At 69.6% G+C, this 26,994-nt stretch carries 22 protein-coding genes, 1 rRNA gene and 1 riboswitch; of the genes, 9 read left to right on the top strand and 14 right to left on the bottom strand.

The genetic code is table 11. The features are described from left to right. Window positions 1–10: 10 nt before the first annotated feature. Window positions 11–2,509, bottom strand: a complete 2,499-nt coding sequence (locus tag ACWGDB_RS31945; protein ID WP_453825622.1) for an ATP-binding protein — start codon at window positions 2,507–2,509, stop codon at window positions 11–13. Between the two features lie 1,131 nt (window positions 2,510–3,640). On the opposite strand from ACWGDB_RS31945, the gene kdpB reads away from it, so the two are divergent. From kdpB to ACWGDB_RS31915, 6 genes are all read left to right on the top strand, one after another. Next, window positions 3,641–5,794, top strand: a complete 2,154-nt coding sequence (kdpB, locus tag ACWGDB_RS31940) for a potassium-transporting ATPase subunit KdpB (RefSeq protein ID WP_453825621.1) — start codon at window positions 3,641–3,643, stop codon at window positions 5,792–5,794. Between the two features lie 341 nt (window positions 5,795–6,135). Continuing rightward, complete coding sequence (locus tag ACWGDB_RS31935; protein WP_453825620.1) at window positions 6,136–6,945, top strand: SDR family NAD(P)-dependent oxidoreductase; 810 nt, start codon at window positions 6,136–6,138, stop codon at window positions 6,943–6,945. 269 nt (window positions 6,946–7,214) lie between these two features. Next, window positions 7,215–7,412: a hypothetical protein gene (locus tag ACWGDB_RS31930; RefSeq protein ID WP_453825619.1), complete on the top strand. Its 198-nt coding sequence runs from the start codon at window positions 7,215–7,217 to the stop codon at window positions 7,410–7,412. A 20-nt stretch (window positions 7,413–7,432) separates the two neighbouring features. Next, on the top strand, window positions 7,433–7,990 hold the full coding sequence (locus ACWGDB_RS31925) for a GNAT family N-acetyltransferase (protein ID WP_453825618.1): 558 nt from the start codon (window positions 7,433–7,435) through the stop codon (window positions 7,988–7,990). A 278-nt stretch (window positions 7,991–8,268) separates the two neighbouring features. Beyond that, window positions 8,269–10,224, top strand: a complete 1,956-nt coding sequence (locus ACWGDB_RS31920) for an amino acid transporter (protein ID WP_453825617.1) — start codon at window positions 8,269–8,271, stop codon at window positions 10,222–10,224. Window positions 10,225–10,326: 102 nt separating this feature from the next. Continuing rightward, window positions 10,327–10,848, top strand: a complete 522-nt coding sequence (locus ACWGDB_RS31915) for a hypothetical protein (RefSeq protein WP_453825616.1) — start codon at window positions 10,327–10,329, stop codon at window positions 10,846–10,848. Here ACWGDB_RS31915 and ACWGDB_RS31910 read toward each other — a convergent pair. After that, window positions 10,826–11,410, bottom strand: coding sequence for a DUF1707 SHOCT-like domain-containing protein (locus tag ACWGDB_RS31910; RefSeq protein ID WP_453825615.1), 585 nt, complete (start codon window positions 11,408–11,410; stop codon window positions 10,826–10,828). The genes ACWGDB_RS31915 and ACWGDB_RS31910 overlap by 23 nt on opposite strands. 108 nt (window positions 11,411–11,518) lie before the next feature. Here ACWGDB_RS31910 and ACWGDB_RS31905 point away from each other — a divergent pair, with 108 nt between their 5' ends. Both ACWGDB_RS31905 and ACWGDB_RS31900 read left to right on the top strand, forming a co-directional pair. Further along, window positions 11,519–11,914, top strand: coding sequence for a TOBE domain-containing protein (locus ACWGDB_RS31905; RefSeq protein WP_369269756.1), 396 nt, complete (start codon window positions 11,519–11,521; stop codon window positions 11,912–11,914). Window positions 11,915–12,016: 102 nt separating this feature from the next. Next, window positions 12,017–12,436 (top strand): TOBE domain-containing protein, encoded by a 420-nt coding sequence (locus ACWGDB_RS31900; protein ID WP_453825614.1) that lies wholly within the window; start codon window positions 12,017–12,019, stop codon window positions 12,434–12,436. A gap of 65 nt (window positions 12,437–12,501) precedes the next feature. On the opposite strand, the gene gcvP is transcribed toward ACWGDB_RS31900, so the two are convergent. After that, entirely contained in the window at window positions 12,502–15,387 is a 2,886-nt protein-coding gene (gcvP, locus tag ACWGDB_RS31895) for an aminomethyl-transferring glycine dehydrogenase (protein ID WP_453825613.1), read from the bottom strand. 176 nt (window positions 15,388–15,563) lie between these two features. After that, a riboswitch (glycine riboswitch) is annotated at window positions 15,564–15,660 on the bottom strand. A 114-nt stretch (window positions 15,661–15,774) separates the two neighbouring features. On the opposite strand from gcvP, the gene ACWGDB_RS31890 reads away from it, so the two are divergent. Beyond that, on the top strand, window positions 15,775–16,182 hold the full coding sequence (locus ACWGDB_RS31890; RefSeq protein ID WP_328882999.1) for a PRC-barrel domain-containing protein: 408 nt from the start codon (window positions 15,775–15,777) through the stop codon (window positions 16,180–16,182). A gap of 342 nt (window positions 16,183–16,524) precedes the next feature. Here the strand turns inward: ACWGDB_RS31890 and ACWGDB_RS31885 are convergent, their stop codons facing one another. The 11 genes from ACWGDB_RS31885 to rrf form a co-directional block, all read right to left on the bottom strand. Next, window positions 16,525–18,009, bottom strand: a complete 1,485-nt coding sequence (locus tag ACWGDB_RS31885) for a DNA polymerase IV (RefSeq protein WP_453825612.1) — start codon at window positions 18,007–18,009, stop codon at window positions 16,525–16,527. 130 nt (window positions 18,010–18,139) lie between these two features. Further along, entirely contained in the window at window positions 18,140–18,802 is a 663-nt protein-coding gene (locus ACWGDB_RS31880; protein WP_383616950.1) for a MerR family transcriptional regulator, read from the bottom strand. 263 nt (window positions 18,803–19,065) lie between these two features. Continuing rightward, the gene (locus ACWGDB_RS31875; protein ID WP_004002801.1) at window positions 19,066–19,539 is read right to left on the bottom strand and encodes a bifunctional nuclease family protein; all 474 of its coding nucleotides are present in this window, start codon (window positions 19,537–19,539) and stop codon (window positions 19,066–19,068) included. Between the two features lie 85 nt (window positions 19,540–19,624). Next, window positions 19,625–20,362, bottom strand: a complete 738-nt coding sequence (gene ftsR / locus ACWGDB_RS31870) for a transcriptional regulator FtsR (protein WP_453825611.1) — start codon at window positions 20,360–20,362, stop codon at window positions 19,625–19,627. Window positions 20,363–20,403: 41 nt separating this feature from the next. Further along, window positions 20,404–21,309, bottom strand: coding sequence for an FHA domain-containing protein (locus ACWGDB_RS31865; protein WP_453825610.1), 906 nt, complete (start codon window positions 21,307–21,309; stop codon window positions 20,404–20,406). 61 nt (window positions 21,310–21,370) lie between these two features. Next, the gene (locus ACWGDB_RS31860; RefSeq protein ID WP_453825609.1) at window positions 21,371–22,225 is read right to left on the bottom strand and encodes a DUF881 domain-containing protein; all 855 of its coding nucleotides are present in this window, start codon (window positions 22,223–22,225) and stop codon (window positions 21,371–21,373) included. A gap of 5 nt (window positions 22,226–22,230) precedes the next feature. Continuing rightward, window positions 22,231–22,563 (bottom strand): small basic family protein, encoded by a 333-nt coding sequence (locus ACWGDB_RS31855; RefSeq protein ID WP_003988855.1) that lies wholly within the window; start codon window positions 22,561–22,563, stop codon window positions 22,231–22,233. Next, complete coding sequence (locus ACWGDB_RS31850; protein WP_453825608.1) at window positions 22,560–23,465, bottom strand: DUF881 domain-containing protein; 906 nt, start codon at window positions 23,463–23,465, stop codon at window positions 22,560–22,562. The genes ACWGDB_RS31855 and ACWGDB_RS31850 overlap by 4 nt, the downstream gene beginning before the upstream one ends. A 106-nt stretch (window positions 23,466–23,571) precedes the next feature. Further along, window positions 23,572–26,067 carry a sugar phosphate nucleotidyltransferase gene (locus ACWGDB_RS31845; protein ID WP_453825607.1) on the bottom strand — a complete coding sequence of 832 codons (2,496 nt, stop codon included), beginning with the start codon at window positions 26,065–26,067 and terminating at the stop codon, window positions 23,572–23,574. 114 nt (window positions 26,068–26,181) lie between these two features. Continuing rightward, a complete protein-coding gene (locus ACWGDB_RS31840) occupies window positions 26,182–26,790 on the bottom strand; it encodes a CDP-alcohol phosphatidyltransferase family protein (RefSeq protein ID WP_383616935.1) in 609 nt (202 codons plus the stop codon). 109 nt (window positions 26,791–26,899) lie between these two features. Continuing rightward, a 5S ribosomal RNA gene (gene rrf / locus ACWGDB_RS31835) occupies window positions 26,900–26,994 on the bottom strand; the annotation flags it as partial.

Genomic DNA, 26,994 nt, shown 5'->3' with positions numbered 1-26,994 from the left:
CTCCCGACGTTCATGCAACGCCGCTCGCCCCGGCCCTCCCCTGCTCGGTGTGCGCAGCCGGTTCCGCCAGTGGCAGCGACACCACCATCGTCAGGCCGCCTCCCGGTGTCTCCTCGGGACCGATCGTGCCGCTCATCGCCTCGGTGAGGCCGCGGGCCAGGGCGAGCCCAAGCCCGAGCCCGGTGTTGTTGTCCGTGTCGCCCAGCCGCTGGAACGGCTCGAAGAGACGGTCCCGGCCTGTCGACGGAAGACCGGGCCCGCGGTCGACGACACGGAGTTCGGCCCGTCCGGCCAGGACGCTCGCCGTCACCAGGACCTTGGCGTCGGGCGGGCTGTGCCGCGCGGCGTTCGCGACCAGGTTGGCGATCACCCGCTCGAGCAGCGGCGGATCGACCAGCACGGCGGGGACCTCCTCCACATTCCCGACCTCGACATCGGGCGTGTCCACCAACGCCGCCGGAAGGACCTCCTCCAGCGCGGTCGGCCTGAGGTTCAGCTTCAGCACGCCCGCCTCCAGGCGGCTGAGGTCGAGCAGGTTCTCCACCAGACGGTTCAGCTTGGCCATGGACTCGTCGGCGGTGGCGAGCAGTTCGTCCCGGTCCTCGGCGGAGAACACGACGTCCCGGCTGCGCAGAGACGTCACTGCGGCCCAGCCCGCGGCGAGCGGAGTCCGCAGGTCGTGGCCGACGGCCCGCAGCAGCGCCGTACGCATCCGGTCTGCGGCCTTCACCGGCTCGACCTCGGCGGCGGCCTCGGCGAGCCGCGCCCTCTCGACCGCCGACCCGACATGCGCGGCGAAGGCCGCCAGCACGCGCCGCTCGGACGACGACAAATCACGCCCGCGCAGCGCCAGGTACGCGCCCGGCCCCGCCGGCACCGTGGTGACACCGCCCGCATCGGGTGGCTCGTCGACCAGTTCCGCCGACTCCATGCCGAAGGTCTCCCGGGTGCGTTCCAGCAGAGCCGGGATGGTCTGACCGCCGCGCACGATGCTGCCCGCGAGGGAGGACATGGTCTCCGCCTCGGCGGTGGCCCGAGCGGCTCTGCGGGACAGACGTAGGGAGCGGTCGACGACGGCGGCCACCGTGGCGGCGACCACCACGAACACGGCCAGCGCCAACAGGGCGTCGGCGTTGTCGAGGGTGAATGCCCCTATGGGCGGGATGAACCAGTAGTTGAGCAGCAGCGACGCGGTGACGGAGGCGATCACCGCGGAGGCCACGCCACCTATGCAGGCCACGCCCACCACGGCGAGCAGGAAAAGCAGGGCCTCGCTGGTCAGGTTGAGGGTGCCGCGCATCTGTGCGAGGACGAGGGTGAGCAGCACCGGCAGCACGAGTCCGGCAACCGGTCCCGCGATCAGGCGGGACTTCGAGAGCGTGCGGCGACGGGACGGCAGCAACGTGCCGCTGCCGGCCCGCTCGTGGGTGACCCGGTGGACGTCGATGTCGCCGGAGAGCGCGACGACGGTCTCCCCCGTGCCGAGCCCCGTCACGAACCGTTCCAGGCGTCCGCGCCTGCTGGCCCCGAGGACGAGCTGGGTGGCGTTCTCGGCGCGGGCGAACTCCACGAGCGCGGTCGCGACGTCGTCGCCGACCACCTGGTGGTAGCTGCCGCCGAGGTCCTCCACCAGCCGGCGCTGGCGGGCGAGCGAGGCGTGCGAGGCACCGGTGGCCAGGCCGTCGCTGCGGGTCACGTGCACGGCGAGCAGGTCCCCACCGGCCGACCGGGCGGCGATCCGGGCGGCCCGGCGGATGATCGTGTCGCCCTCCGGGCCGCCGGTCAGCGCGACCACGACCCGTTCCCGGGTCTCCCACACCCCGCCGATCGCGTGCTCCGCGCGGTAGGAGTTGAGCGCCTCGTCGACCCGGTCCGCCACCCACAGCAGCGCCAACTGCCGCAGCGCGGTGAGGTTTCCGGGCCGGAAGTAGTTGGCGAGGGCCGCGTCGATCTTCTCGGGCGCGTAGATGTTGCCGTGCGCCATACGGCGGCGCAGCCCTTCGGGCGGGATGTCGACGAGTTCGACCTGGCGGGCCCTGCGTACGACCTCGTCGGGCACCGTCTCGTGCTGCGGCACCCCGGTGATCTTCTCGACCACGTCCTTGAGGGACTCCAGATGCTGCACGTTGACGGCCGTGATGACATCGATGCCCGCGGCGAGCAGCTCCTCGATGTCCTGCCATCGCTTGCCGTTGCGCCCGCCGCCGGGGATGTTGCTGTGGGCGAACTCGTCCACGATGGCGACCTGTGGGTGTCGGTCGAGGACGGCCGCCAGGTCCATCTCCTCGAACTGGCCGCCCCGGTAGTGGCACCGGGCGCGCGGCACGACCTCCAAGCCGTCGAGCATGGCCTCGGTACGGACCCGTCCGTGGCACTCGGCGAACGCCACCACCACATCGGCCCCGCGGCCGGCCCGGCGCCGCCCCTCATCGAGCATGCGGTACGTCTTGCCCACCCCCGGGGCCGCCCCGAGATAGACCTTCAGCCGTCCGCGCGGTACTTCGTTCATCAGGTCTCAGCGAACCGCTCCGCGCGCCCCCGGTCAGGCATCTTGACGCATCCCTGGCGCCTCCCACGAGGACGTTGACACCGTCTTGACAAGGCGGGGGCCGACAGGGTGAAGGCGGTGTGCCGGGAAGTCCGGTCGGCTCGAAGCCAGGGTGGCTTCGCTCGGAGCCCTCAAGGGGACGGACGGCACAACGGTGAGGTTCCTGCTGGAGAGCGTGGTGTTCTCCTTGATCGGCCTCGCTCTGCCCGCCCAGGTACGGGCGTCGTCCGAGTCCGACCGCGCCTGGCCGCTGTACGCGCCGGCGGCGGCCGGGACCCTGATCGCCGTACGACCGCTGTGGCTGTGCCGCTGGCGGCGGTGGTGCACCGCAAGGGCGGGATCTCGTGATCGGCGGCCGAGTCCCACGTGCCGGGGGGCGGCGAGGCCGATGGGGAGCAGCGGCGCCGCCGGGGCGATGGCGAGCAGGGCCGTGGCCGTGCGCAGAAGGCGCGGTCGCGCGGGCACGGTGGCCCGGTGGCGACGGCGCGGAGCGGCCCGCACGGCCACGACCCGGGCCCGGTGGGCCTGCCCCGGGCCCTTCGGTCGTGTTCCCCCACGAGACCGCGGCCCGGGGCTGCCCCCGGCAGGGGCGACCCCCTCTCGCCGTGGCTGAGCGGCACCCTCCGTTCGAGGTCTGCCGGTAAGGGCCGTCACGGCCTTTCCCACATCACGCCACGGACGGTCGCCCGTCCCCGTGCCGCTCAGTCTGCGACCCCTCCCACCCGTGAACAGCTCTCGTTGACGGGCTTCTGACGTGCACTCAGGTGACTTTGACGAAGCCCTGACGCGACAGCTGACCTGGCCGTATGAGATCCGCAAATTCCTCGCTGAACAGGGTCGTCCGGGCACGGAGCGCGACTACATTTCCCTGTCGGCCGCCGAGAAGGCCACGGGTACCAGTGGCCTCACGGGACCGGACCGCCGTCCGGAACCGGCCGAGGTGGCGAGGTGCGTGTCGAGGGCACGCACCGGCGCACGGCGTACCACTGCCTCACCGCCGACGTCCGTGCGCCCGCCGTGCGGGGCCGGGGCCCCGGTCCCGCACGGCTTCGGCGGCCGCTGCCCTGTCGTCGACGAGCCACGAAGGTTTCCATGTTTCCCGCCGCTCCCGAGCAGGCCCCGCCGTCCAGCCCCCAGCGCGCCCCAAGGCCCGGAGCAAGACCGAGTGCCCGACGGCGTGCCCCGGGCGGACTCTTCGAACCCGCCCAGCTCGTACGGTCCTTTCCCGACGCCCTGCGCAAACTGCACCCCCGTGTCCTGGTGCGCAACCCGGTGCTGTTCGTGGTGTCCGTCGGGGCCGCCCTCACCACGCTGTCGGCGCTGATCCACCCCGCCGCCTTCACCTGGGTCATCAGCGCCTGGCTGTGGCTGACGGTGATCTTCGCCAACCTTGCCGAGGCCGTCGCCGAGGGCCGCGGCAAGGCGCAGGCCGAGTCGCTGCGCAGGGCGCGCACGGACACGGTGGCGCTGCGTCTGCTGGACTGGCGCTGGGCCACGAATGCGCGCACCGCCCGCTCGGAGGCCGTGGCCGCGACCGACCTCAAGCCGCTGGACGTCGTGCTGGTCGAGGCGGGCGAGATGATCCCGGCGGACGGCGACGTCATCGACGGCGTGGCGGCGGTCGACGAGTCCGCGGTCACCGGCGAGTCCGCACCCGTCATCCGCGAGTCGGGCGGCGACCGCACCGGCGTCACCGGCGGTACGACCGTTCTGTCCGACCGGATCGTCGTGCGGGTCAGCGCCCGTCCCGGCCACACCTTCCTGGACCGGATGATCGCCCTGGTCGAGGGCGCCAACCGGCAGAAGACGCCGAACGAGATAGCACTGAACATCCTGCTGGCGTCTCTGACGATCATCTTCCTCCTGGTCGTGGTGACCTTGCAGCCGATGGCCGCGTACGCGGACGCCGCCCAGTCGACGACCGTGCTGGTGGCCCTGCTGGTCACGCTGATCCCGACCACGATCGGCGCCCTGCTGTCGGCGATCGGCATCGCGGGCATGGACCGGCTGGTGCAGCGCAACGTCCTGGCCATGTCCGGCCGGGCGGTCGAGGCGGCCGGCGACGTGGGCACCCTGCTGCTCGACAAGACCGGCACCATCACCCTCGGCAACCGCGAAGCCGCCGCCTTCGTCCCGCTGCCCGGCATCGACGAACGGCAACTCGCGGACGCCGCCCAGCTCTCCTCGCTCGCCGACGAGACACCCGAGGGGCGCTCCGTCGTCGTCCTCGCCAAGAACCGCTACGGTCTTCGCGAGCCCGCCGAGGGCGAGTTGGCGAACACCCGCTGGGTGGCGTTCAGCGCGCGGACCCGGATGAGCGGCGTCGACCTGAGCTGGGGCAACGGTGCCGTGTGCGCCATCCGCAAGGGCGCCGCCCAACAGGTGATCGACTGGGTGCGGATGTACGGCGGCGAAGTCCCGCCCGAGGCACGGCACTACGCCGACTCGGTCGCGGCCTCGGGCGGCACTCCGCTGCTGGTGGCCGTGCACGACTGGAACGGCCCGCGCGTCCTCGGTCTGATCCAGCTCAAGGACGTCGTCAAGGACGGAATCCGCGAACGCTTCGCCGAGCTGCGCCGCATGGGCATCCGCACGGTGATGATCACCGGCGACAACCCGCTCACCGCCAGGGCCATCGCTCAGGAGGCGGGCGTGGACGACTACCTGGCCGAGGCGACTCCCGAGGACAAGCTCGCGCTCATCCAGCGGGAACAGGCCGGCGGCAAACTGGTCGCGATGACCGGCGACGGCACCAACGACGCGCCCGCGCTCGCCCAGGCCGACGTCGGCGTGGCGATGAACACCGGTACGTCGGCCGCCAAGGAGGCCGGCAACATGATCGACCTCGACTCCAACCCGACCAAGCTCATCGACATCGTCGAGATCGGCAAGCAACTCCTCATCACCAGGGGCGCGTTGACCACGTTCTCGATCACGAACGACGTGGCCAAGTACTTCGCGATCATCCCGGCGATGTTCACGAGCGCCTACCCGGGCCTGGACGCGCTCAACATCATGGGCCTGCACAGCCCGACCTCGGCGATCACCTCGGCGATCATCTTCAACGCCCTGATCATCGTCGCGCTGATCCCGCTCGCCCTGCGCGGCGTCCGCTACACCCCGTCGTCGGCGCACGACCTGCTGCGCCGTAACCTGCTCCTGTACGGCCTCGGCGGGCTGGTGCTGCCCTTCCTCGGCATCAAGCTCATCGACCTGCTGATCTCCGCGGTGCCCGGTCTCGGCTGAGCCCGCCCGGTGTCCTGGCCCCGCGTCTGTCAAGGACACGTACGCGCACGTCAGAAGCCCGTCAGAGAACCGCACTTCGCCTTGTCCGGGGCGGGCGGAACGGCTTCCATGGGCACTGTGAACAGCGCATTGCTCCTTTTCGACGAGCCGCCGAGTCCCGCTCGGCCGCTCCGTCGTGCGCCGCGCTGCCCGGAAACGCCGCCGTCGTCCCGCTGACGCGTTTTCCGTGACCCGAGGGGTGCCGTGAATCCGTCCGGCGCCCCTCGGGCTTCCCTTCATCCCGCACGTGCACCGCCCCCTCACCGGGGGTTGCGTGGCGTGCCGTACCCATGGATTGGATCATGTCCGGCTCCACCCTTTCCTCCCGTACCGTCCTCGTCACCGGCGCCACTTCGGGCATCGGCTACGAGACCGCCCGCCGACTGGCCGAGCGCGGTGCCACCGTGCTGCTTCACGGCCGTACCGCCGAGGACGCGCGCGCCGCCGCCGACAGCCTGATCGCCACCGCAGGCGTCAACGCCGACCAACTGTGCACCTTCGCTGCCGACTTCACCCGCCTGGACGAGGTCGAGACCCTCGCCCACAAGGTGGTCTCCGAGCACCCGCACCTGGACGTCCTCGTCAACAACGCGGCCATGGCCGCTCCCGAGCGACACACCGTCACCGCCGACGGCAACGAGATCGCCTTCCAGGTCAACTTCCTCGCCCACTACCTGCTGACCTGCCTGCTGGAGGCGGCGCTCACCAGCGACCCGGGCGGGCGGGTGGTCAACGTGTCGTCCTCGCTGCACCGCACAGCGTCCATCCAGTGGTCCGACCCCAACCGGGCCCGTCGCTACTCGCGGCTCGCCGCGTACGCCCAGTCCCAGCTGGCCCTGACGGTGTTCGCGGCCGACCCGCGCGTCACCGCGGTCTCGATCCACCCGGGCGTCTGTGACACGGCACTGCTCCCCCTGTACGCCCACGAGGGCGTCACCCCGGCCGAGGGCGCGGAGCACGTGGTCCGGCTGTGCGACCCGGCGGTCGAGATCGTCAACGGCGCCTACTACGACCGAGGCGAGCGTGTCGAGCCTGCCCCGGCCGCTTCGGAGGACCGCACGGTGAAGCGCCTCAACAGGCTCGCCGACCTCCTCGTCGGCCGTACCACTTGAACTTCGTTCCACGGAAAAGGAGTTGACCCGCGTGTCGAAGCGCGCCCGCAAGAAGAAGACCCGTCGCAAGAAGAAGGCCAACCACGGCAGCAAGGCCGGTCAGCGCTGATGCCTCCGGCGGCCGGGCTCGGGGGTAGGGAACCGAACCGCCCCTGCCCTCGAGCCCGGCGTCGCCGCCACCCCACCCGGGGGCTTCGCCCCCCAGCCCCCCGCCTTCGCCCTGAACGGGCTCGTCCTCAAACGCCGGACGGGCTGGATTGGAGCCCCTGTTGATCGAGCTCGCCCCTCATCACGTCCCCACCCTCACTCGCTGGTTCCCGACCGGCACCCCGGGCCCCGCCGCCATCGGCGAGCACATGATGGCGACCGGCATCGGCCGCTGGTGGGCCGACCGGCCCGTCCAGCCGCGGGCGGTCGCCGCGTCGTGCGCCGGCTACGTCGTCCTGCGCGGCTCCCCGGAGGCCTGACTCCGGAGATCCTCGCGCCCTTGGCCGGCACCCGCATCGACGCCCCGGACCGCTTCCTGCCCGCGCTGGGTGCCGCCTTCGAGCGGCTCACGCCCTGGGACCGGATGATCTGGACCTTGCAGGCGGAGCCCCAGTCCGCCAGGGTGCCGCTCGGGGTGGCCGTGCGCCGCCTGGAACCGGCCGACACCAACGCGCTGGCCGCCCTGGGCCCCGACGCGGTGTGGATCTCGGCCAGCTGGGGCGGACCGCTGGGCCTGGCCTCCTCAGGGCACGCCTGGGCGGCGGTGGGCCGCAAGGGGCGGATCCTGGCCGTCGCCTGCACATACTTCCGGGGCAGCCGGTACGAGGATGTCGGGGTCTTCACCGCGCCGGACCATCGCCGCCATCGCCTCGGTGTGGCCTGCGTCAACGCCCTGAGCGCGGACATCGTCGCGCGCGGCCGGGTGCCCAGCTGGAACTGCTCGGTGCTCAACCGCGGCAGCCGTCTTCTCGCGTGGACCGGCGGTTTCCGCCTGGTGGGCGAGTACGTCCACTTCGCGGTGGGCAGCCCGGTGGTTCGGGGCCGGCTCAGCGCGTGAAGGTCACACGCCCATCGATCACGCCGGACGATGATGACGCTGAGTGTCCGCCCTTCCCTGCCGTCGCGCGCCTCCCCTACAGCCCCACCCCTGTTGAACGCGTCCCAGAGCTCACATCCTGATGTGCACCCACCGCCGACCAGGCCAGTCTTAACGGAAGCTTGACGCCCATGCCCCCCTTGATCCGTGGGCCTGTACGTCACTCTCCGCATACGCTGGTGCCGCCGTCCGCGTGATGGCCGGAATCCCACGCCGTCCCGCATTTCAGGAGCACGCCGATGGCCTCGACCAAGCACCCTCCGTCCAGTCGCATGCGCGCCTGGATGCTGGAGGGCCTGGCCGACATGGGCAAGGGCCATGGCAGCCAGGAACAGCGGACCCAGTCCAAGCTGGAGCACCAGGGCCAGCCCTGGTACCGCGTCATGTGCCTCACCGGCGTCGACTACTTCTCCACCCTTGGCTACCAGCCCGGCATCGCGGCCCTCGCGGCGGGCCTGCTCTCCCCCATTGCCACGATCGTGCTCGTGATCGTCACGCTCGCGGGCGCCCTGCCCGTCTACCGGCGGGTGGCCGAGGAAAGCCCGCACGGCCAGGGCTCGATCGCCATGCTGGAGCGGCTGCTGACCTTCTGGAAGGGCAAGCTGTTCGTCCTGACCCTGCTGGGCTTCGCCGCCACCGACTTCCTGATCACCATCACCCTGTCGGCGGCCGACGCCTCGACCCACCTGGTCGAGAACCCGCACCTGAACAGCGCCCTGCACGACAAGCAGCTGCTGATCACCCTCATCCTCGTGGCCCTGCTCGGCGCGGTGTTCCTCAAGGGCTTCCTGGAGGCGATCGGCGTCGCCGTCGCCCTGGTCGGCATCTACCTCGCGCTGAACGCGGTCGTCGTGGCCGCCGGCCTGTACCACGTCATCACCGAGGGGCACGTGATCACCGACTGGTCCAGCGCCCTCACAGCCGAGCACGGCAACGTCTTCGTCATGATCGGCGTGGCCCTGATCGTCTTCCCCAAGCTCGCGCTCGGCCTGTCCGGCTTCGAGACCGGCGTCGCCGTGATGCCGCACGTCAAGGGCGACCCGGGCGAGACCGAGGAGAACCCCAAGGGGCGTATCCGGGACACGAAGAAGCTGCTCACCACCGCCGCCCTGATCATGAGCTGCTTCCTCATCACGACGAGCTTCATCACCACCTTGCTGATCCCGGAGAAGGAGTTCGAACCGGGCGGCCAGGCCAACGGCCGCGCGCTCGCGTTCCTCGCCCACGAGTACCTGGGTGGCGCCTTCGGCACGGTCTACGACGTCTCGACGATCGCCATCCTCTGGTTCGCCGGCGCCTCCGCCATGGCCGGCCTGCTCAACCTGATGCCGCGCTATCTGCCCCGCTACGGCATGGCCCCGCACTGGGCTCGGGCGGTGCGCCCGATGGTCATCGTCTTCACCCTGGTCGCCTTCCTCGTCACCTGGATCTTCGACGCCGACGTCGACGCCCAGGGCGGTGCCTACGCCACCGGCGTGCTGGTACTCATCAGCTCCGCCGCGATCGCCGTGACCATCGCGGCCCGCAAGGCCGGTCAGCGCAACTGGACCATCGGCTTCGCGGTCATCTCCGCGGTGTTCCTGTACACGACCGTCGTGAACGTCATCGAGCGCCCCGACGGCGTGAAGATCGGCGCCTGCTTCATCGCCGGCATCATCCTCGTCTCCCTGCTCTCGCGGCTGATGCGCGCCTTCGAGCTGCGCGTGACCAGCGTGACGCTGGACGACATGGCGGAACGTTTCGTCCGGGACATAGCCAGCCGCAAGATCCGGTTCATCGCCAATGAACCCGACCGGCGCGACAAGGCCGAGTACCGCGACAAGATCGAGCAGATCCGCACCGACAACGACGTCCCCGTCCAGGAGGACTTCGTGTTCGTCGAGGTGACGGTCACCGACCCGTCCGAGTTCGAGGCGGGCGTGACCGTGCGCGGCGAGGTCCTGCACAACCGCTACCGCGTCCTCACCCTTGAGTCCTCCTCCATCCCCAACGCCCTGGCCGCGCTGCTCCTCCACGTCCGCGACACGACGGGCTGCATCCCCCACATCTACTTCGAGTGGACCGAGGGCACCCCCTTCGCCAACTTCCTGCGCTTCTTCCTCTTCGGCCAGGGCGAGGTCGCCCCGGTCACGCGCGAGGTGCTGCGCGAGGCGGAGCCCGACCGTGACCGCCGGCCCCGGGTGCACACCGGCTGAAACGGCCGCGGGCATCAGGATCGCGTCAAGGTTGCGCCGTAAGCCGTCAGAGCACCGACAGCGGCGGTCTTTCCTGCGCCCCGGAGCCCTACCGTCTGCACTGTGCAGGGAAGCGGACCTCGCCCGGTGCCGACCGGCGACCGCCACTGGCGTGGCAGCGCCCGGTTCGCCGTGGGCTGCACCCTGGCCTTCCTCGGCATGACCCTGCTGGTCGACCTGGACGGGGAGACACTGACACCGTCGCGTGCCCTGCTGTGGCTGGCCCTGACCGCCCTGCTCTTCACGATCCTGTTCCCCCAGCGGGTGACCGCGGGCCCGGGCTGGCTGACGGTGCGTGGCCTCGTACGACGGCAGTCGGTGCGTACGGACGCGCTGGTGGCCGTACGACAGCACGGCCGCGTCTCCGCTCTGCTGACGCTGCGCGACACGGACGGCTGCCGCCTGGATCTGGACCCACGGATCCTCGTCGCCAACCCGCTGCTCTGGCACGAGTTGGACACCGGGGTGCGCCGCTCGCTCGAACGCGGGACGCTCCTCGAAGGCACGGACGTGGTCGAGCGGTTGGGCCACCAGATCGACGACGCCACGGCGCAGGCGGTGCTCAGGGCGTCGGGGATGTTCTGAACGGCGTGCGCCGCGGAGGACGGACCACTATCCGGCCGTACTGCATTTGCCCGGCGATCTCGATCCGCAGCACGACCGGTGCACCGGCATCACCGGCCGGACGGGTCTTGACCTTGGCGTACTCGATCGCCAAGGAGTCGGTGTCCACCACCACGCCGGGCCGCGTGACCAGCCTCAGTGTGCCGCCGCGCATGTCCAGGTCGATCCGCAGCGTCCCGTCGGCCATCACCGCCTGCGTGAAGTCGAGGGTCACATCGCCCCAGGACGACTCGATCTCCAGCCGCCGGGGCACCACCCAGCCCCCGCCCCGCACGGCCGAACCGCCCTGTTGCTCGATCCGGACGACGTCCTTGACCTCGACACCGCCCGGCGCCGTCGGCAGATCCACCGTCAGCTCGGCCAACTCGCCCACCGTGCGGGCAAAGAGAGCGGCGGTCACCCGCTCGTCCAGCTCCTCCATGGTCAGCCGGCCGTCCCCCGCCGCGGCGTTCAGCACGTCCACCGCACGGTCCCGGTCCGCGTCCGAGGCCCGCAGCCCCGTGCGCGACAGCTCAGCCGCCATGCCCTCACCCCGTTCGAACCCGACCGACCCCACTAACGCTATATCGCGTTATACCCAACGGCCAACCCCCTGCCTCGAGTTCCCCGTCCGACCCCTATCGTGACCGGCATGCAGTCCTACACGATCGGCCAGGCGGCGCGGCTGCTCGGCGTGAGCCCCGACACCGCGCGCCGCTGGGCGGACGCCGGCCGCGTCGCGACCCACCGCGACGACACCGGACGGCGACTCATCGACGGCAAGGACCTCGCCGCGTTCTCCGTCGAACTCGCCAGGTCCGGCAGCGACGAGGAGGAGACCTCCTACACCTCGGCCCGCAACGCCTTCCCCGGCATCGTCACCGCGATCAAACTCGGCGACGTCGCGGCACAGGTGGAGATCCAGGCCGGCCCGCACCGACTGGTCTCCCTCCTGACCCGCGAGGCGGTCGAGGAACTGGGCCTGGAGGTCGGCATGGAGGCCACCGCCCGCGTGAAGTCGACGAACGTCCACATCGACCGCACGTAACCGGACAGTCGACGTCGCTACGTTAGGGGCCGGAGTCCGCAAACCCTTACAAATCCCCACCCACTCCCCCTCCCGCTCCCACCGTCTGCGAGGCGTCCCTCCATGAGTCTGAGCATCCGCAACCAACTCCCCGGCACGATCACCGCCATCACCCCCGGCGAGGTCATGGCCACCGTCAAGGTCCGCCTCGACGCCGGTCAGGACCTCACCGCGGCGATCACCCTGGACGCCGTCGAGGACCTCGGCCTGGCCGAGGGGACCGGCGTGACCGCCCTGGTGAAGGCGACGGAGATCTCCCTCTCCACCGCACCGATCAGCGGGCTGTCCATCCGCAACCAACTCCCCGGCACGGTCACCGGCATCGCCACCGGCGGCGCGATGGCCTCGGTGAAGATCGCCGTGGAGGGCGGTGTGCTGACAGCGGCCATCACCAGGGACGCCACCAACGACCTTGCCCTGGCCCCCGGAATGCCCGTCGTCGCGCTGGTCAAGGCGACCGAGGTGGCACTGACGACCGCGTGACGCACGAGGGCTCCGCCCGACCGAACACGGCCGGAGCGGAGCCCTCGATCACCTGGGCCGGTGCGTCAGCCCTCGTACGCGTCCATCGGCGGGCAGGAGCACACCAGGTTCCGGTCGCCGAAGGCCTGGTCGATCCGGCGCACCGGCGGCCAGTACTTGTCGGCGGCCGACACCCCGGCCGGGAACACGGCCTCCTCGCGGCTGTACGCGTGCTCCCACTCACCGCCCAGCGCACCGGCGGTGTGCGGAGCGTTCCGCAGCGGGTTGTCGTCCGCGGGCCACTCACCCGACCCGACCTTCTCGATCTCCGCACGAATGGCGATCATCGTCTCGCAGAACCGGTCGAGTTCGTTCAGGTCCTCGGACTCGGTCGGCTCGATCATCAGCGTTCCGGCCACCGGGAACGACATCGTCGGCGCGTGGAAGCCGTAGTCGATGAGCCGCTTGGCCACGTCGTCGACGCTCACCCCGGTCGCCTTGGTCAGCGGCCGCAGGTCGATGATGCACTCGTGCGCGACGAGCCCGCCCGGCCCGGTGTAGAGCACCGGGAAGTGCGGCTCCAGCCGCTTGGCGATGTAGTTGGCGGACAGCACCGCCACCTGCGTGGCCCGCTTGAGCCCCTCGCCGCCCATGAGCCGTACGTAGGACCACGAGATCGGCAGGATCCCGGCGGAACCCCAGGGCGCGGCCGAGATCGGGCCGACGCCCGTCTCCGGCCCCGCCGCGGGCTGCAGCGGGTGGTTCGGCAGATACGGCGCCAGGTGCGCACGTACACCGACCGGCCCGACGCCCGGACCGCCACCGCCGTGCGGAATGCAGAAGGTCTTGTGCAGGTTGAGATGCGAGACGTCGCCACCGAAGTGGCCCGGCTTGGCAAGCCCCACAAGGGCGTTGAGGTTGGCGCCGTCGACGTACACCTGCCCGCCGGCCTCGTGCACCTGAGCGCAGATGTCGGCGACGTGCTCCTCGAACACCCCGTGCGTCGACGGGTACGTGATCATCAGCACCGACAACTCGTCCCGGTGCTTCTCGATCTTCGCCCGCAGATCCTCGACGTCGATCTCACCGTCGTCGGCGGTCTTCACGACGACGACCTTCATACCGGCCATGACGGCGCTGGCGGCGTTGGTCCCATGGGCGGACGACGGAATCAGACAGACGGTCCGCTGCTCGTCCCCGTTGGCCCGGTGGTACCCGCGTACCGCGAGCAGCCCGGCCAGCTCACCCTGCGACCCGGCGTTGGGCTGCAGCGACACCTTGTCGTAGCCGGTGACCTCGGCGAGACGTTCCTCCAACTCGCGGATGAGCGTCAGATAGCCCTGCGCCTGCTCGGCGGGCGCGAAGGGGTGCAGCTGCCCGAACTCCGGCCAGGTGACCGGCTCCATCTCGGTCGTCGCGTTGAGCTTCATGGTGCAGGAGCCCAGCGGGATCATGCCGCGGTCGAGCGCGTAGTCGCGGTCGGCGAGCCTGCGCAGGTAGCGCAGCATCGCGGTCTCGGAACGGTGCTGGTGGAAGACGGGGTGCGTGAGGACCTCGTCGCTGCGCAGCAGCCCGCCCGGAAGTACGTCCTCGGCCCCCTCGTCCAGCGCCTCGACGTCACCCTCGACCCCGAACGCCGTCCATACGGCGCCCAGTTGGGCCCGCGTGGTGGTCTCGTCGCAGGCGAGGGACACATGGTCGGCGTCGACGAGGCGCAGGTTGACGCCGTTCTGCCGGGCGGCGGCGACAACTTCGGCGGCCTTCGCAGGCACCCGCACGGTCAGCGTGTCGAAGTAGGAACCGTGCACGACCTCGACCCCACCGGCCGTGAGGCCCGCGGCGAGGATGGCGGCGTACCGGTGAGTGCGCCGGGCGATGCCGCGCAGCCCGTCGGGGCCGTGGTACACGGCGTACATCCCAGCCATCACGGCGAGCAGCACCTGAGCCGTACAGATGTTGCTGGTCGCCTTCTCCCGGCGAATGTGCTGCTCACGCGTCTGGAGAGCCAGCCGGTACGCCCTGTTGCCGTCGACATCCACGGACACGCCCACGAGCCGCCCGGGCAGGCTGCGCGCGAACTTCTCGTGTACGGCCATGTAGCCGGCGTGCGGCCCGCCGAAGCCCATCGGCACACCGAACCGCTGCGTCGTCCCGACCGCGATGTCCGCCCCGAGCTCACCGGGGGACTTCAGCAGCGTGAGCGCGAGCAGATCGGCGGCGACGGTGACGAGGGCGCCGAGCTCATGGGCCTGCTCGATGACGGGCTTGATGTCCCGTACGACGCCGGAGGCGCCCGGGTACTGCACCAGAACGCCGTTGATCTCCCGCCCGGCGATCTCGGCCGGAATGCCGTCGCTGAGGTCGGCGACCACGATCTCCACGCCGGTGGGCTCGGCACGGGTCTCGATCACGGCGATGGTCTGCGGAAGTACATCCGCGTCGACCAGGAACAGCCCCTTCTTGTTCTTGCCCATCCGCAGCGACAGGGCCATGGCCTCGGCCGCCGCGGTCCCCTCGTCCAGCAGCGAGGCACCGGAGGTCGGCAGCCCGGTGAGGTCGGCGACCATGGTCTGGAAGTTCAGCAGGGCCTCGAGCCGCCCCTGCGAGATCTCGGGCTGATACGGCGTGTAGGCCGTGTACCAAGCCGGGTTCTCCATGACATTGCGCAGGATGACGGGCGGCGTGAAGGTCCCGTAGTACCCGAGCCCGATCATCGAGTCCAGCACCTGGTTGCGATCGGCGAGCGACCGCAGCTCGGCGAGCACCTCGGCCTCGGTACGCGCCCCCGGCAGTTCGAGGGAGTCGGCGTTCTTGATCACATCCGGCACCGCCGCGGCGGTGAGCTCGTCGAGCGAGCCGTACCCGACCTGGGCGAGCATCTTGGCCCGAGCCTCATGATCAGGACCGATGTGACGCTGCTCGAAGGGAATACCCTGCTCGAGCTCTGAGAGCGGAATGCGATGGGCGGTCATTGCGGAGGCCTCCTGGTCTGACACGACCTTCGAGGGGCACCACGGCGCGGGTACCCGGACGGCCTCCCCCTCTGTCATCTCAACCTGAGAGCTTCACCGGGTCACCACAAGGTGCCCGGTTTTCACCGTCGGTGAGAGCGGAGGCCATCGACACCCGCCCTGCTTTCCAGAGTGACCTCGTCCGTGCGGTACGTGTGCCTGAGAGATTCCGGGGAGGATTTGCTCCTTCGGCGCCTCCGGATGGTTCCCGGAGGACTCTCCCGCACGGGGTCAGCAGCCGCTAGCCAGACTACCAGCGGGGTCAACGCACGGTCCTTCGAGTGGCCGGGCTCACCAATGTGCCTTTTCGTAGTGCTTACGGATGAGTTGCGACCAAGTGGAGGGCCCGTGCAGACCGACATCGATCCGCGCAATCTGATCGGCCGCAAGGCCTTCGACCGCAACGGCACCAAGATCGGCACCATCGACGAGGTCTATCTCGACGACGCGACCGGAGTGCCGGAATGGGCGGCGATACGCACCGGCCTGTTCTCCCGGGACGCCTTCGTGCCCCTGGAGCCCAGCGATCTGGTCGAGGGCAGCCTCCACGTCCCCTTCGACCGCGCCCTCATCAAGGACGCTCCCGACTTCGGCGTGGGCCGCCACCTCTCCCCCGAACAGGAACTGCAGCTCTACCACCACTACGGCCTCGACGTAACCGCCCCTCCCCCACCCCCTGACCGAGACTTCGGCAACCTGGCGACCACAGAAACCCCGGACGACAACGGCCCCCGCACATCCCACCCTCACTCCTGAAGACGCCCCCCTCCGCCGCACATCCCCCAGCACACACAGTCACGCCCACCGCCGGCCCGCCCGCAGCTGACCCGCCACCTGCCACCTGCCACCTCCGCGCGGCCGCGTTCCGTTGCCCAGCCGCACCCCATCGCACCGCAACGCCCGCGGCGGCGCCCACGCGACAGCCGACGACCGACCGACGACCCACCTGGCTGTGGCAGTCGTGCCGCGGGGGCGGCACGGGTGGGCGCAGCGGCACCCCGCGAGCGCGGGCGAGCGACCCACCCCTGGCTGCAACCGCAACGCCCGTCGGCCGGCGCCCAGGAACCAACCGCACGTCCGGTTCCGCCCGCCCACGCCCTACCCAGGCACCACAGGCGGCGCCTCCCCCATACCCCCGCCACCCCGCTCCCGCCCCAGGTGACCGACCTGCACCTCTAAAACCCCACCAGCCCCAGTTCCCCCACCTCCCGCATCTCCCCCATCTCCCTCAGGCACCCCAGCTCTCCCCCGCACCAACGGCAACGGCTCCGCCGACTCCAGCCCCGGATCGTCAACCCGAAACGTCCGCACCCGCCCCGGCTCCGACGACTCAGGCGTCTCGAACCGCACCGTCACCCGCCCCAGCCCACTCCCTTGCACCCACCCATGCCCGTACTCGACGTGCCGCACATCGTGACCCGCAACCCACCGCCGCTCCACAGGCAGCGCAGCCTCCCGCTCCGCCAGTGGCTCCTCGTGGTCGCCCTCCTCGCCGTGCTCGACCCGCTCCCCCGCCACCTGCGCGAACAGATCCTCCTGCGTGTAGTCGGCCAGCCCGCTGACCCCGACCCCCAGCAGCCGCACCCCACCCGTCGTGTCCACGGAATCCAGCAGCCGCAGCGCGGCCTCCCGCACCACACCCGGATCGTCCGTCGGCCCCCGCAACGTCTCGGACCGGGTCAGCGTCGAGAAGTCGTACCGCCGTACCTTCAGCACGATGGTCCGCCCGGACAACCCGGCCCCCCGCAACCGCCGCACACAACGATCGGCCAGCCGCTGCACCTCGAGCCCCACCCGGACCCGGTCATGGATGTCCACGTCGTACGTGTCCTCGACGGACACCGACTTGGCCTCCCGCTCGGCCACCACGGGCCGCTCGTCGAGCGCCAGCGCCATGGCGTACAGGGCATGCCCATGGGCCTTGCCCAGCAGCCGCACGAGCTCGTCCTCGCCCGCCTCGGCGATCTCGTCGACCGTGTGGATCCCGGCCCGCCGCAGATGATCCCCGGTCGCCGGCCCCACCCCCGGCAAGGTCCGCACCGACATCGGCGCGAGCAACGCCCGCTCCGTCCCCGGCTCGATCACCACCAGCCCGTCGGGCTTGGCCTCCTCCGAGGCGATCTTCGCCAGCATCTTGGACGCGGCCAGGCCCACCGACCCCGCGAGCCCGGTGACGGCTCGTATGTCTGCGCGCAGCTTCACCCCCACCAGCCGCGCGGAAGCCTCGTCCCAGGCCACTCCACCGGCCTCCAGGTCCACGAACGCCTCGTCCAGGCTCAGCGGCTCCACCAGCGGCGACAGCTCCCGCAGCAGGCCCATCACCTGCTCGCTGATGTCGCGGTAGATCCCGAAGCGCGGCACGAGATACGCGGCATTAGGCGCCAGCCGACGCGCCTGCCCCATGGGCATCGCCGAGTGCACCCCGAACACCCGAGCCTCATAGGACGCGGTGGCGACGACCCCCCGCGGCCCGAGCCCGCCCACGATCACGGCTTTCCCGCGCAGGCTCGGCTTGGATGCCTGCTCCACCGAGGCGTAGAAGGCATCCATGTCGAGATGCAGGATCGTAGGCGCGTTCCTCACATCTCCGATGCTGCCTCACGCCACTGACAATGCCCTGCTGCAACGGCCTGATACGGCGCCTCGGGCCGATCGATCGACCCCACCCGGCAATCCCGCCGCACCACCACGCAGGTGCACCGGCGAAGACCGCTCAGACCGCCCGGTTGCGCCGCCGCGCCAGCTCGTCCGCCGGATTGTGCCCGACCAGCGTCTCCCCGGTGTCGATCCGCTCCCCGTGCAGCTGGGACAAGGCACTCTCGACGTCCCGCCACACCACGCCCACGGCGATCCCGAAGACCCCCTGCCCACCCTGGAGCAGCGCGTGCACCTCGTCCGGGGAGCTGCACTCGTAGACCGTCGCGCCGTCGCTCATCAGCGTCAGGCGCTCGAGATCCCGAAAGCCGCGCTCCCGCAGATGCTGGACGGTGGTACGGATGTTCTGCAGCGACACACCGGTGTCCAGGAACCGCTTGACGATCTTCAGGACGACGACATCCCGGAAGCTGTAGAGCCGCTGCGTCCCCGACCCATGAGCGGGCCGCACGCTGGGCTCGACAAGGCCGGTGCGCGCCCAGTAGTCCAGTTGCCGGTATGTGATGCCCGCGGCCGCACAGGCCGTCGGACCGCGATAGCCGATCTGCTCGGTCGCCATGGACGCCGCCCCTCCGCCGCTGCTCGGCACGGCCGTCGGTCGCTGCGGAGCGTGATCGGCCGCGCTGCCCTGAAGCGGGCTGCTGTGAAGCGGGTACGGGCCGCTCGCCCCGAGACTGCGTCCGGGGGCACCCCCAGCCGTACCGTCGCCGCTGCTTCTCACGCCGACCTCCGTCCTTGACCTGCCTTCTCGACGGTAGGCAGTCACCAGGGGTGCGTCAACGATCGCCACACTCGGCACGCCGAGTGATAATCACCCTAGGAGTGGTTTCCCGTGCCCCACCGCGGGGAAAGGCTAGCCGAATGCGCTCGGAGCAGGCCGCAGGACGCTCTTCCTCGCCGCTGGCAAATGCCGGCATTTGAGCCGTAACGGACTGTGGGCCGCACCACCACGGACCGCGAGTCCGCCGGGCCGCCGACGCCGCCTCACTGACTGCTGGTGCCGAAGTCCTCGGGCGAGATCTGGTCGAGGAACTCGCGGAACTTCTCCACCTCGTCCTCCTGCTCGTCCGGAATCGCGATGCCCGCGTCGTCGAGCACGCCGTCGCTGCCGTAGATCGGCGTTCCGGTGCGCAGGGCCAGCGCTATGGCATCGGAGGGGCGGGCACTCACCTCGACGCCGCTGGCGAAGACCAGCTCGGCGTAGAAGACGCCCTCACGCAGATCCGTGATGCGTACTTCGGTGAGCTCCTGGCCGACGGCCTCCAGCACGTCCTTGAACAGGTCGTGGGTCAGCGGTCGCGCGGGGGCCATGCCCTGCTGGGCGAAGGCGATCGCCGTCGCCTCCCCCGGCCCGATCCAGATGGGGAGGTAGCGGTCGCCTCCCACTTCACGCAGGAGCACGATCGGTTGGTTGGAGGGCATCTCGACCCGGACACCTACGACATCGAGCTCGTTCACACAGCAACCCTAGGCCGTGCTCGGGACGTTTGGGTAGTCGGGCCGAGAACGGGTGGCCGATCCGGGCTCCCCACCCCTGCCCGGCTCAGGGCAGCCGCACCCCGAGAGCGGTCTGCACCAGTGCGGCGTGCAGCTTCACGGCAAGCCCCGCCAGTTCCTTCGTGCGCGCCTCGGCATGAGCCCTGGTCTGCGGATTGCGGTGCCTCCGCAGGGGCGCCACGACCTGGTCCACGAGCCCGGCCTCACGATCTGCGGCGGCCTTCATCACCCGCAGATGCCGTGGCTCGATGCCGAAACGCCCCAGCTCGACGACGAGCGAGGCCACAGTGACCGCCTCGGCGTCGTACGCCCCGTCGGGCAACGGGGCGATCAGGCCGTACGACTCCCATTCCGCGAGCTCCTGCTCACCGATCTCGGCGGCGACGAGCAGCTCGGCCCGCCCGATCCGGGCCGAGGTGGGCGCCTCGACGGGCTCCAGGACCGTTTCTCCATCGCGCTGCCGGCACACGGTCGGCAGCGGTGCGGCCTCACCGCGTTCCATGGCGTCCAGGTGCTCGCGGATCACCTTGAGGGGCAGATAGTGGTCCCGCTGCATCCGCAGGACGTGGCCGAGCCGCTCGACGTCCTGCGCGCTGAACTTGCGATACCCCGAGGGGGTCCGCTGCGGCTCGACGAGACCCTCCGACTCCAGGAAGCGGATCTTGGAGATGGTGATGTCAGGGAACTCGTCGCGCAGCGCGTTCAGCACCGTGCCGATGCTCATCAGCCGACCGTCCGTGGCGGCGATGCCGTGCCCGGCACCGCCGCTCGGTGTTTTCAGCATGGACCTTCCCTGGGTCTCCCCGGACGGGCTCCGGGGGAGGGTCAGTAGCCCCGCTGGCTCGCGTAGAAGACCAGCCGGTACTTGCCGATCTGCACCTCGTCACCGTTGTTCAGAGCGACCTGGTCGATCCGCTCGCGATTGACGTACGTGCCGTTCAGGCTGCCGACGTCGGCCACCGTGAACGAGCCGTCCTGAGCGCGACGGAACTCCACGTGCCGACGTGAGACCGTCACGTCGTCCAGGAAGATGTCGCTCTGCGGGTGCCGACCGGCCGTGGTCAGATCGCCGTCCAGCAGGAACCGGCTGCCCGAGTTCGGCCCGCGGCGCACCACCAGGAGCGCGGAGCCCAGCGGCAGCGCGTCGACGGCAGCCTGCGCCTCCGGAGACAGCGCCGGGATCGCCGTCTGACCGGTGGTCTCGGAGTCGTAGGCCTCAAGACCGGAGATGGAGATCGTGGAGGTCGTCTCGGACGGACGCTCGGGCGTCGCACCCGGCCGCAGCGGGGCGCCGCAGTTGGAACAGAAGCGGCTGTTCTCCGCGTTGCGGTTACCGCACCTCGTACACACCAGGGCCGACATCGGGGAAAACCCTCCACCCGTACTTGAGGTTGACGGTTGCCCGAAACCTATGTCGCCGGACTGGCCAGGGTCAACTGACGGCGCGCCCTGACCACCGGAAATGTCACCACCCGGCCCAGGTACCTGGTCCCTGAACAGGGGGCGCTGGCCCTCATCGTCCCCCTGTGCGCGGTGCCGAGCGGTCGCGTTGTCGCTCCCCTCTCGCGCGCTCTTGCCGAACAACTTCGCAAACAACTTCACGGGCGATTCCCCTTGACTGAAACAGACCCGCCCGTGGGGCAGGACGAACCCTGACTGCACTCCTTGGCCGACCCGGACATCTTCACAACGTCCGTCTCCACCAGACAGTTTCCACCACGCACCACCCATTCGGTGCGCCGACCCCCCGCAAGCTCATGCCCTCGCCTGACGTCCCCCATGCACCGTCGGTTCACTGGGAGGACGACCGAGCGTAGTCAGGCCGCTTCGCCGCTCGCAAGGCGTCCACGACGATCTTGTCCGACCGCTCGATGGTCACGGTGGCCTGCTCCTTCTCGAGAGTCTGAACCACGCCGCCAGGGATGTTGAGGGCTGGTTCGAGGTCCTGCGACTTGCCGATGACTTTGAAACGATAGGGAGCGTTGATCTTGTTCCCGTCCACGCCAACGCTGTTACCGGCGTCCGTCAGATAGGTGCCGGCGACGACGCGTACGCCGTTCACTTGGATCGCTTCCGCGCCGGCCGCGCGCAGCTCCTGGATCGCGTCGAGCAGCATGTCCGCCTCGACCGTCCCCTTCGTGTCGTCGATGGTCATCGTGATGCCGGGTCCCTGAGCCGCCACCGTGCCCGCCAGAATGCCGAGTTGCCTCTCCTTCTCGACGGTCTGCTTGCGGGCCTCCTCGGCCTGGTTCGAACTGTTCTCCAGTTCGTCGCGCTGCTTCTCGAGACCTTGCTTCTCGTCCTCAAGACGCTGAGTACGGTCATCCAGTTCATCGAGGATGCGCACGAGATCTTCCTGACGTGCGCCGCGCAGGGCACCGTCACCCTCACTGTTCGACGCGACCTGGACGGCCAGGCCGAAGCCGAGGCCGAACAGCAGGACGGCGACGATGAGTTGGGCCCGACTGACCCGCGGCGGCCACAGCCCCTTCACCAACCGCTGCCGACCGGTCAGGTCGGTCGTCGGCCCCTCGGTGCCGTCCGCGTCCTGCGAGGCGTTGTCCACGGCCTCGGCTGCGCCCGGCGGCATCTCCTCGGGCAGCTCCTTGCGCAGCCTGTTCTCCGGCGCCTGGTCCTGGTTGCTCATCGGCCTCACGCCCGGAACACGTGCCGGCGAATGGCCGCGGCGTTGGAGAAGATACGGATGCCGAGCACGACGACCACACCGGTGGACAGCTGGGCGCCCACGCCCAACTTGTCACCCAGGAACACGATCAGCGCGGCGACGACCACGTTGGACAGGAACGACACGACGAAGACCTTGTCGTCGAAAATGCCGTCGAGCATGGCCCGCAGACCTCCGAAGACGGCGTCGAGGGCCGCCACGACGGCGATCGGCAGATACGGCTCGACGACCGCCGGAACCTCAGGCCGGACCAACAGGCCGGCCACGACGCCCACGACGAGGCCCAGTACGGCGATCACGATGTGCCCTTCTCGGTGTTCTCGGTATTCGGCTGTGCTGTACGTACGGTCACACTCGGGGCGGCGGGCAGCCGTAGGTCGCCCTGCACGGAAATGCCGGTCCGGATCCCGAAGTTCTCCTGCAGGGCGTGCAGATACAGGCCGTCGGCGCTGTCCTGGAACCTGGTGCTCAACCGCTCGCCATCCCCCACCGCGAGCACCGTGTACGGCGGAACCAGCGGCTTGTTGTCGACCAGTATCGCGTCTCCCGCGGCCCTGATCGCCGACAGGGCCGTCAACCGCTGCCCGTTGATCGAAATGGCCTCGGCGCCCGACTCCCACAGCCCGTTGACCACACGCTGCATGTCACGGTCGCGCACCCGGCCGGTGTCGGAGAACCCGGACGTCGAGCGCGGGTCGCCGTCGCCCCCCGAGACGGTCTCCTTGGCGTCGTTGACGATCAGCTTCACGCCGGGCCCGTGCACCTCGACAGCGCCCGCCAGGATGCCCACGAGCTCCCCCTGGTCGCTGTCACCGGTCGACTTCAGCGCTTCACGCTGCCGGGCGCTGACGTCGTCGCGGAGCTTGTCGACGGTCTCCTCCAGCTGGTCCGCCGCCGAGGTCTCACGGTCGATGCGGTCGATCAGCTCCTCGCGCTCCTTGGCCACGACAGGCGCCGCGACCCGTGCCTGAGCCGCCCCCACGGTCACCACGAGCGCCGCGAGCACCAGACCGGCAGCGAGCCCCAGCTTCGCCCTGAGCGTCTTGGGCAGCCCTCCGTCGCCCGCGGCCTTCTTGCGCGCGGCTGCCTCGGCGTAACCGTCGTCGAGGCTGTGATCCATGACGTTGGTGAGCAGCGACATGGACGCGTCCGGGCGCGCGGGGCGCGTAGGTGTGCTCCGAACGGGGGGCTGCTGCGGCATGCCGCACATCGTCGCACGTCGCCGCCGATACCTCCGAATGGCCCCACCGGCGTGCCGGACAGGCCCCCTGGGGAGGCCTGTCCGGCACGCGCGCGTGGTCCGTGCTTCAGCGGCCGGCGCTGTCCACGACCGCCGCCCATTCGTCGAGCAGCGCCTGCGCGGAGGCGTCGTCCGGGCCCTCCGCCCACAGATGGGTGACCGCCTCGGCCGGGTCGGGCAGCACCATCACCCAGCGCCCGTCCGTCTCCACGACCCGCACACCATCAGTCGTGTCGACAAAGCGATCTCCGGCCTCCTCAACGACCCGGCGCATCACCAGTCCCTTGACGGCCCAGGGAGTCGCAAGATCTCGCTTGATGACATGGGCCCGAGGAATCCGAGCGTCGATCTGGCTGAGCGTGAGCTGCGTCCGCGCCACCAGCCCGATCAGCCGCACGAAGGCCGCCGTACCGTCGAAGACACTGCTGAACTCGGGGACGATGAACCCGCCCCTGCCGTCGCCGCCGAAGATCGTCGTGTCGTCACGACCGACCCGGGTCAGGTCGTCCGGCGAGGTCGTCGTCCATTCCACCTGCGTCCCGTGGTAGGCCGCCACCTGCTCGGCGATCCTCGTCGTGGTCACCGGCAGCGCCACACGCCCGCTCCGCCGCTCCGCGGCCACCAGGTCGAGCATGACAAGCAGAGCCCGGTCGTCCTCGACGATCCGCCCCTTCTCGTCCACCAGCGAGAGCCGCTCACCGACCGGGTCGAACCGCACCCCGAACGCGGCCCGCGCGGACGCCACGATCTCTCCCAGCCGCACCAACCCCGACCGGCGCGTATCCGCCGACTCCGTGGGCCTCGACTCGTCGAGACCGGGGTTGATCGTCAGCGAGTCCACACCGAGCTTGCCCAGCAGGCTGGGCAGCACGAGCCCCGCGCTGCCGTTCGACGCATCGACGACGACCTTGAGCCCCGACTCCGAAATCCCCGTCGTATCGACGTTCCGCAGCAACGACCCGGTGTACGAGTCGAAGACACTGGCCGGAAAATGCAGATCCCCGATCTCTCCGGGAAACGCACGCCGGTACTCCTGCCGCGCGAAAACCCTGTCCAGCTTCCGCTGACTGGCCTGCGACAGATCGGCACCCCGCCCGTCGAAGAACATGATGTCCACGGAATCCGGCACCCCGGGCGTCGTACGGATCATGATCCCGCCGGCACTGCCCCGCGCAGTCTGCTGCCGTGCCACGGGCAGCGGTACGTTTTCCAGGTCCCGTACGTCGATGGCGCTGGCCTGCAGCGCCGAGATGACCGCCCGCTTGAGCGCACGGGCACCGCGGGAGTGGTCGCGAGCCGTGGTGACGGTGGAACCCTTTTTCAGGGTCGTCGCATACGCGCCGGCGAGTCGCACGGCAAGCTCGGGCGTGATCTCCACGTTCAGGATTCCGGAGACGCCACGGGCACCGAACAGATGCGCCTGACCCCTGGACTCCCAGATCACCGAGGTGTTGACAAAGGCGCCGGCCTCGATGGTCTTGAACGGATAGACGCGCACATTGCCCTGGACGATCGATTCTTCACCGATCAGGCACTCGTCCCCGATGACCGCGCCGTCCTCGATCCGAGCCGCACGCATGATGTCGGTGTTCTTCCCGACGACGCAGCCGCGCAGATTGCTGTGCTGCCCGATGTACACGTTGTCGTGCACGACAGCCCTGTGAAGAAAGGCTCCGCTCTTCACGACCACGTTCGAGCCGACGACAGTGTGTTCACGGATTTCCACACCGGCCTCGACCTTGGCATAGTCCCCGATATACAGGGGCCCACGGAGAACGGCATCAGGATGCACCTCGGCGCCTTCGGCCACCCAGACGCCCGGGGAGATCTCGAAGCCGTCGAGCTCGACGTCGACCTTGCCCTCCAGGACGTCGGCCTGCGCCTTCACATAGCTCTCGTGGGTGCCGACGTCCTCCCAGTACCCTTCGGCGATATAGCCATAGATGGGCTTGCCTTCCTTCATGAGCTGCGGGAAGACGTCGCCGGACCAGTCCACGGGGACGTCGGCCTCGACATAGTCGAAGACCTCGGGCTCCATGACGTAGATGCCGGTGTTCACCGTGTCCGAGAAAACCTGACCCCAGGTCGGCTTCTCGAGGAAGCGTTCGACCTTGCCTTCCTCGTCGACGATCGTGATGCCGAATTCGAGCGGATTGGGCACACGCGTCAGACAGACCGTGACGAGCGATCCCTTTTCCTTGTGGAAATTGATCAGCTCGGTGAGGTCGAAGTCGGTCAGGGCATCGCCGGAGATGACGAGGAAAGCATCGTCCTTCAACGCCTCTTCGGCGTTCTTGACGCTTCCGGCGGTACCGAGTGGCTTCTCCTCATTGGCATAGCTGAGCTCCATTCCGAGCTCTTCACCGTCACCGAAGTAGTTCTTGACCAGGGAGGCCAGGAACTGCACTGTCACGACGGTTTCATTCAGCCCATGCCTTTTGAGCAGCCGCAGAACGTGCTCCATGATCGGCCGGTTGGCCACCGGCAGGAGCGGCTTGGGCATGCTTGAGGTCATAGGACGAAGGCGCGTGCCTTCGCCCCCGGCCATCACGACGGCCTTCATGTCGGAAGCGTCCTCCTCGAAGAGACGACTGTCTAGCCGACTTCACCCGTCCAGATTGTCCCGCACTTTTCCGCCGCGGGCCATCGAGCGCTACGGGCTCCCCAATCCGCGAGTTCAATCGGCCATGGCGTCCGCACGGACCAGGCGGCGGACTTGTACCACGTAGAGGACTCCTGCCCACCAGTACAGGGTTGTACCCCATCCGGCGAACGCCCATCCGAAAATAGCAGCGAGTGACGGGATCCACCCGCTGCCGTCGCTGAGCAGCAACAACGGGAAGGCGTACATCAGGTTGAACGTGGCAGCCTTCCCAAGGAAGTTCACCTGCGGTGGCGGATAGCCATGGCGTCTGAGGATGCCCACCATCACCAGCAGAAGCAGCTCACGCGCCAAAAGTGCAGCGGTCAACCAGACCGGCAGAATCTCGCGCCAGGTGAGGCCGACCAAAGTCGAGAGAATGTAGAGCCGGTCGGCCGCGGGGTCGAGTAGCCGGCCCAGGCTGCTGATCTGGTTCCAACGCCGCGCGAGCTTGCCATCCAGGTAGTCAGTGACGCCGCTCAGAGCCAGCACCAGAAGCGCCCAGCCGTCACTCTTGGGCCCACCGAACTCAGGCCTGAGAATCAGCCACAGGAACAGCGGCACGCCAAGGAGCCGCGCCATGCTGAGGATGTTGGGGATGGTGAGCACTCGATCCGTCTGGACGCGAGTCTCCTGGACCTCCACCCGGGGGCCTCCTGTGGGAAACGTACCTACGATGCCCCCTGACCCTACCTCAACACAAAAAAGCTCTGGCCCTCGGGCTGTATGCCCAAGAGCCAGAGCTCTAAAAGGAGTTCGGCGGCGTCCTACTCTCCCACAGGGTCCCCCCTGCAGTACCATCGGCGCTGTAAGGCTTAGCTTCCGGGTTCGGAATGTAACCGGGCGTTT

It is taken from the genome of Streptomyces sp. NPDC055013 (assembly GCF_053608645.1).
Note: the sequence above shows the minus strand (reverse complement) of the source record. Positions and strands in the feature narration are given on the sequence as shown.

Bases quoted from the DNA above. Each gene is read 5' to 3' on its own strand.
- ACWGDB_RS31945 (WP_453825622.1), bottom strand. From the start codon at position 2,509: ATGAACGAAGTACCGCGCGGACGGCTGAAGGTCTATCTCGGGGCGGCC.
- kdpB (WP_453825621.1), top strand. From the start codon at position 3,641: ATGTTTCCCGCCGCTCCCGAGCAGGCCCCGCCGTCCAGCCCCCAGCGC.
- ACWGDB_RS31935 (WP_453825620.1), top strand. From the start codon at position 6,136: ATGTCCGGCTCCACCCTTTCCTCCCGTACCGTCCTCGTCACCGGCGCC.
- ACWGDB_RS31920 (WP_453825617.1), top strand. From the start codon at position 8,269: ATGGCCTCGACCAAGCACCCTCCGTCCAGTCGCATGCGCGCCTGGATG.
- ACWGDB_RS31910 (WP_453825615.1), bottom strand. From the start codon at position 11,410: ATGGCGGCTGAGCTGTCGCGCACGGGGCTGCGGGCCTCGGACGCGGAC.
- ACWGDB_RS31905 (WP_369269756.1), top strand. From the start codon at position 11,519: ATGCAGTCCTACACGATCGGCCAGGCGGCGCGGCTGCTCGGCGTGAGC.
- ACWGDB_RS31900 (WP_453825614.1), top strand. From the start codon at position 12,017: ATGAGTCTGAGCATCCGCAACCAACTCCCCGGCACGATCACCGCCATC.
- gcvP (WP_453825613.1), bottom strand. From the start codon at position 15,387: ATGACCGCCCATCGCATTCCGCTCTCAGAGCTCGAGCAGGGTATTCCC.
- ftsR (WP_453825611.1), bottom strand. From the start codon at position 20,362: ATGCTGAAAACACCGAGCGGCGGTGCCGGGCACGGCATCGCCGCCACG.
- ACWGDB_RS31865 (WP_453825610.1), bottom strand. From the start codon at position 21,309: ATGGGTGGTGCGTGGTGGAAACTGTCTGGTGGAGACGGACGTTGTGAA.
- ACWGDB_RS31860 (WP_453825609.1), bottom strand. From the start codon at position 22,225: ATGAGCAACCAGGACCAGGCGCCGGAGAACAGGCTGCGCAAGGAGCTG.
- ACWGDB_RS31850 (WP_453825608.1), bottom strand. From the start codon at position 23,465: ATGCCGCAGCAGCCCCCCGTTCGGAGCACACCTACGCGCCCCGCGCGC.
- ACWGDB_RS31845 (WP_453825607.1), bottom strand. From the start codon at position 26,067: ATGAAGGCCGTCGTGATGGCCGGGGGCGAAGGCACGCGCCTTCGTCCT.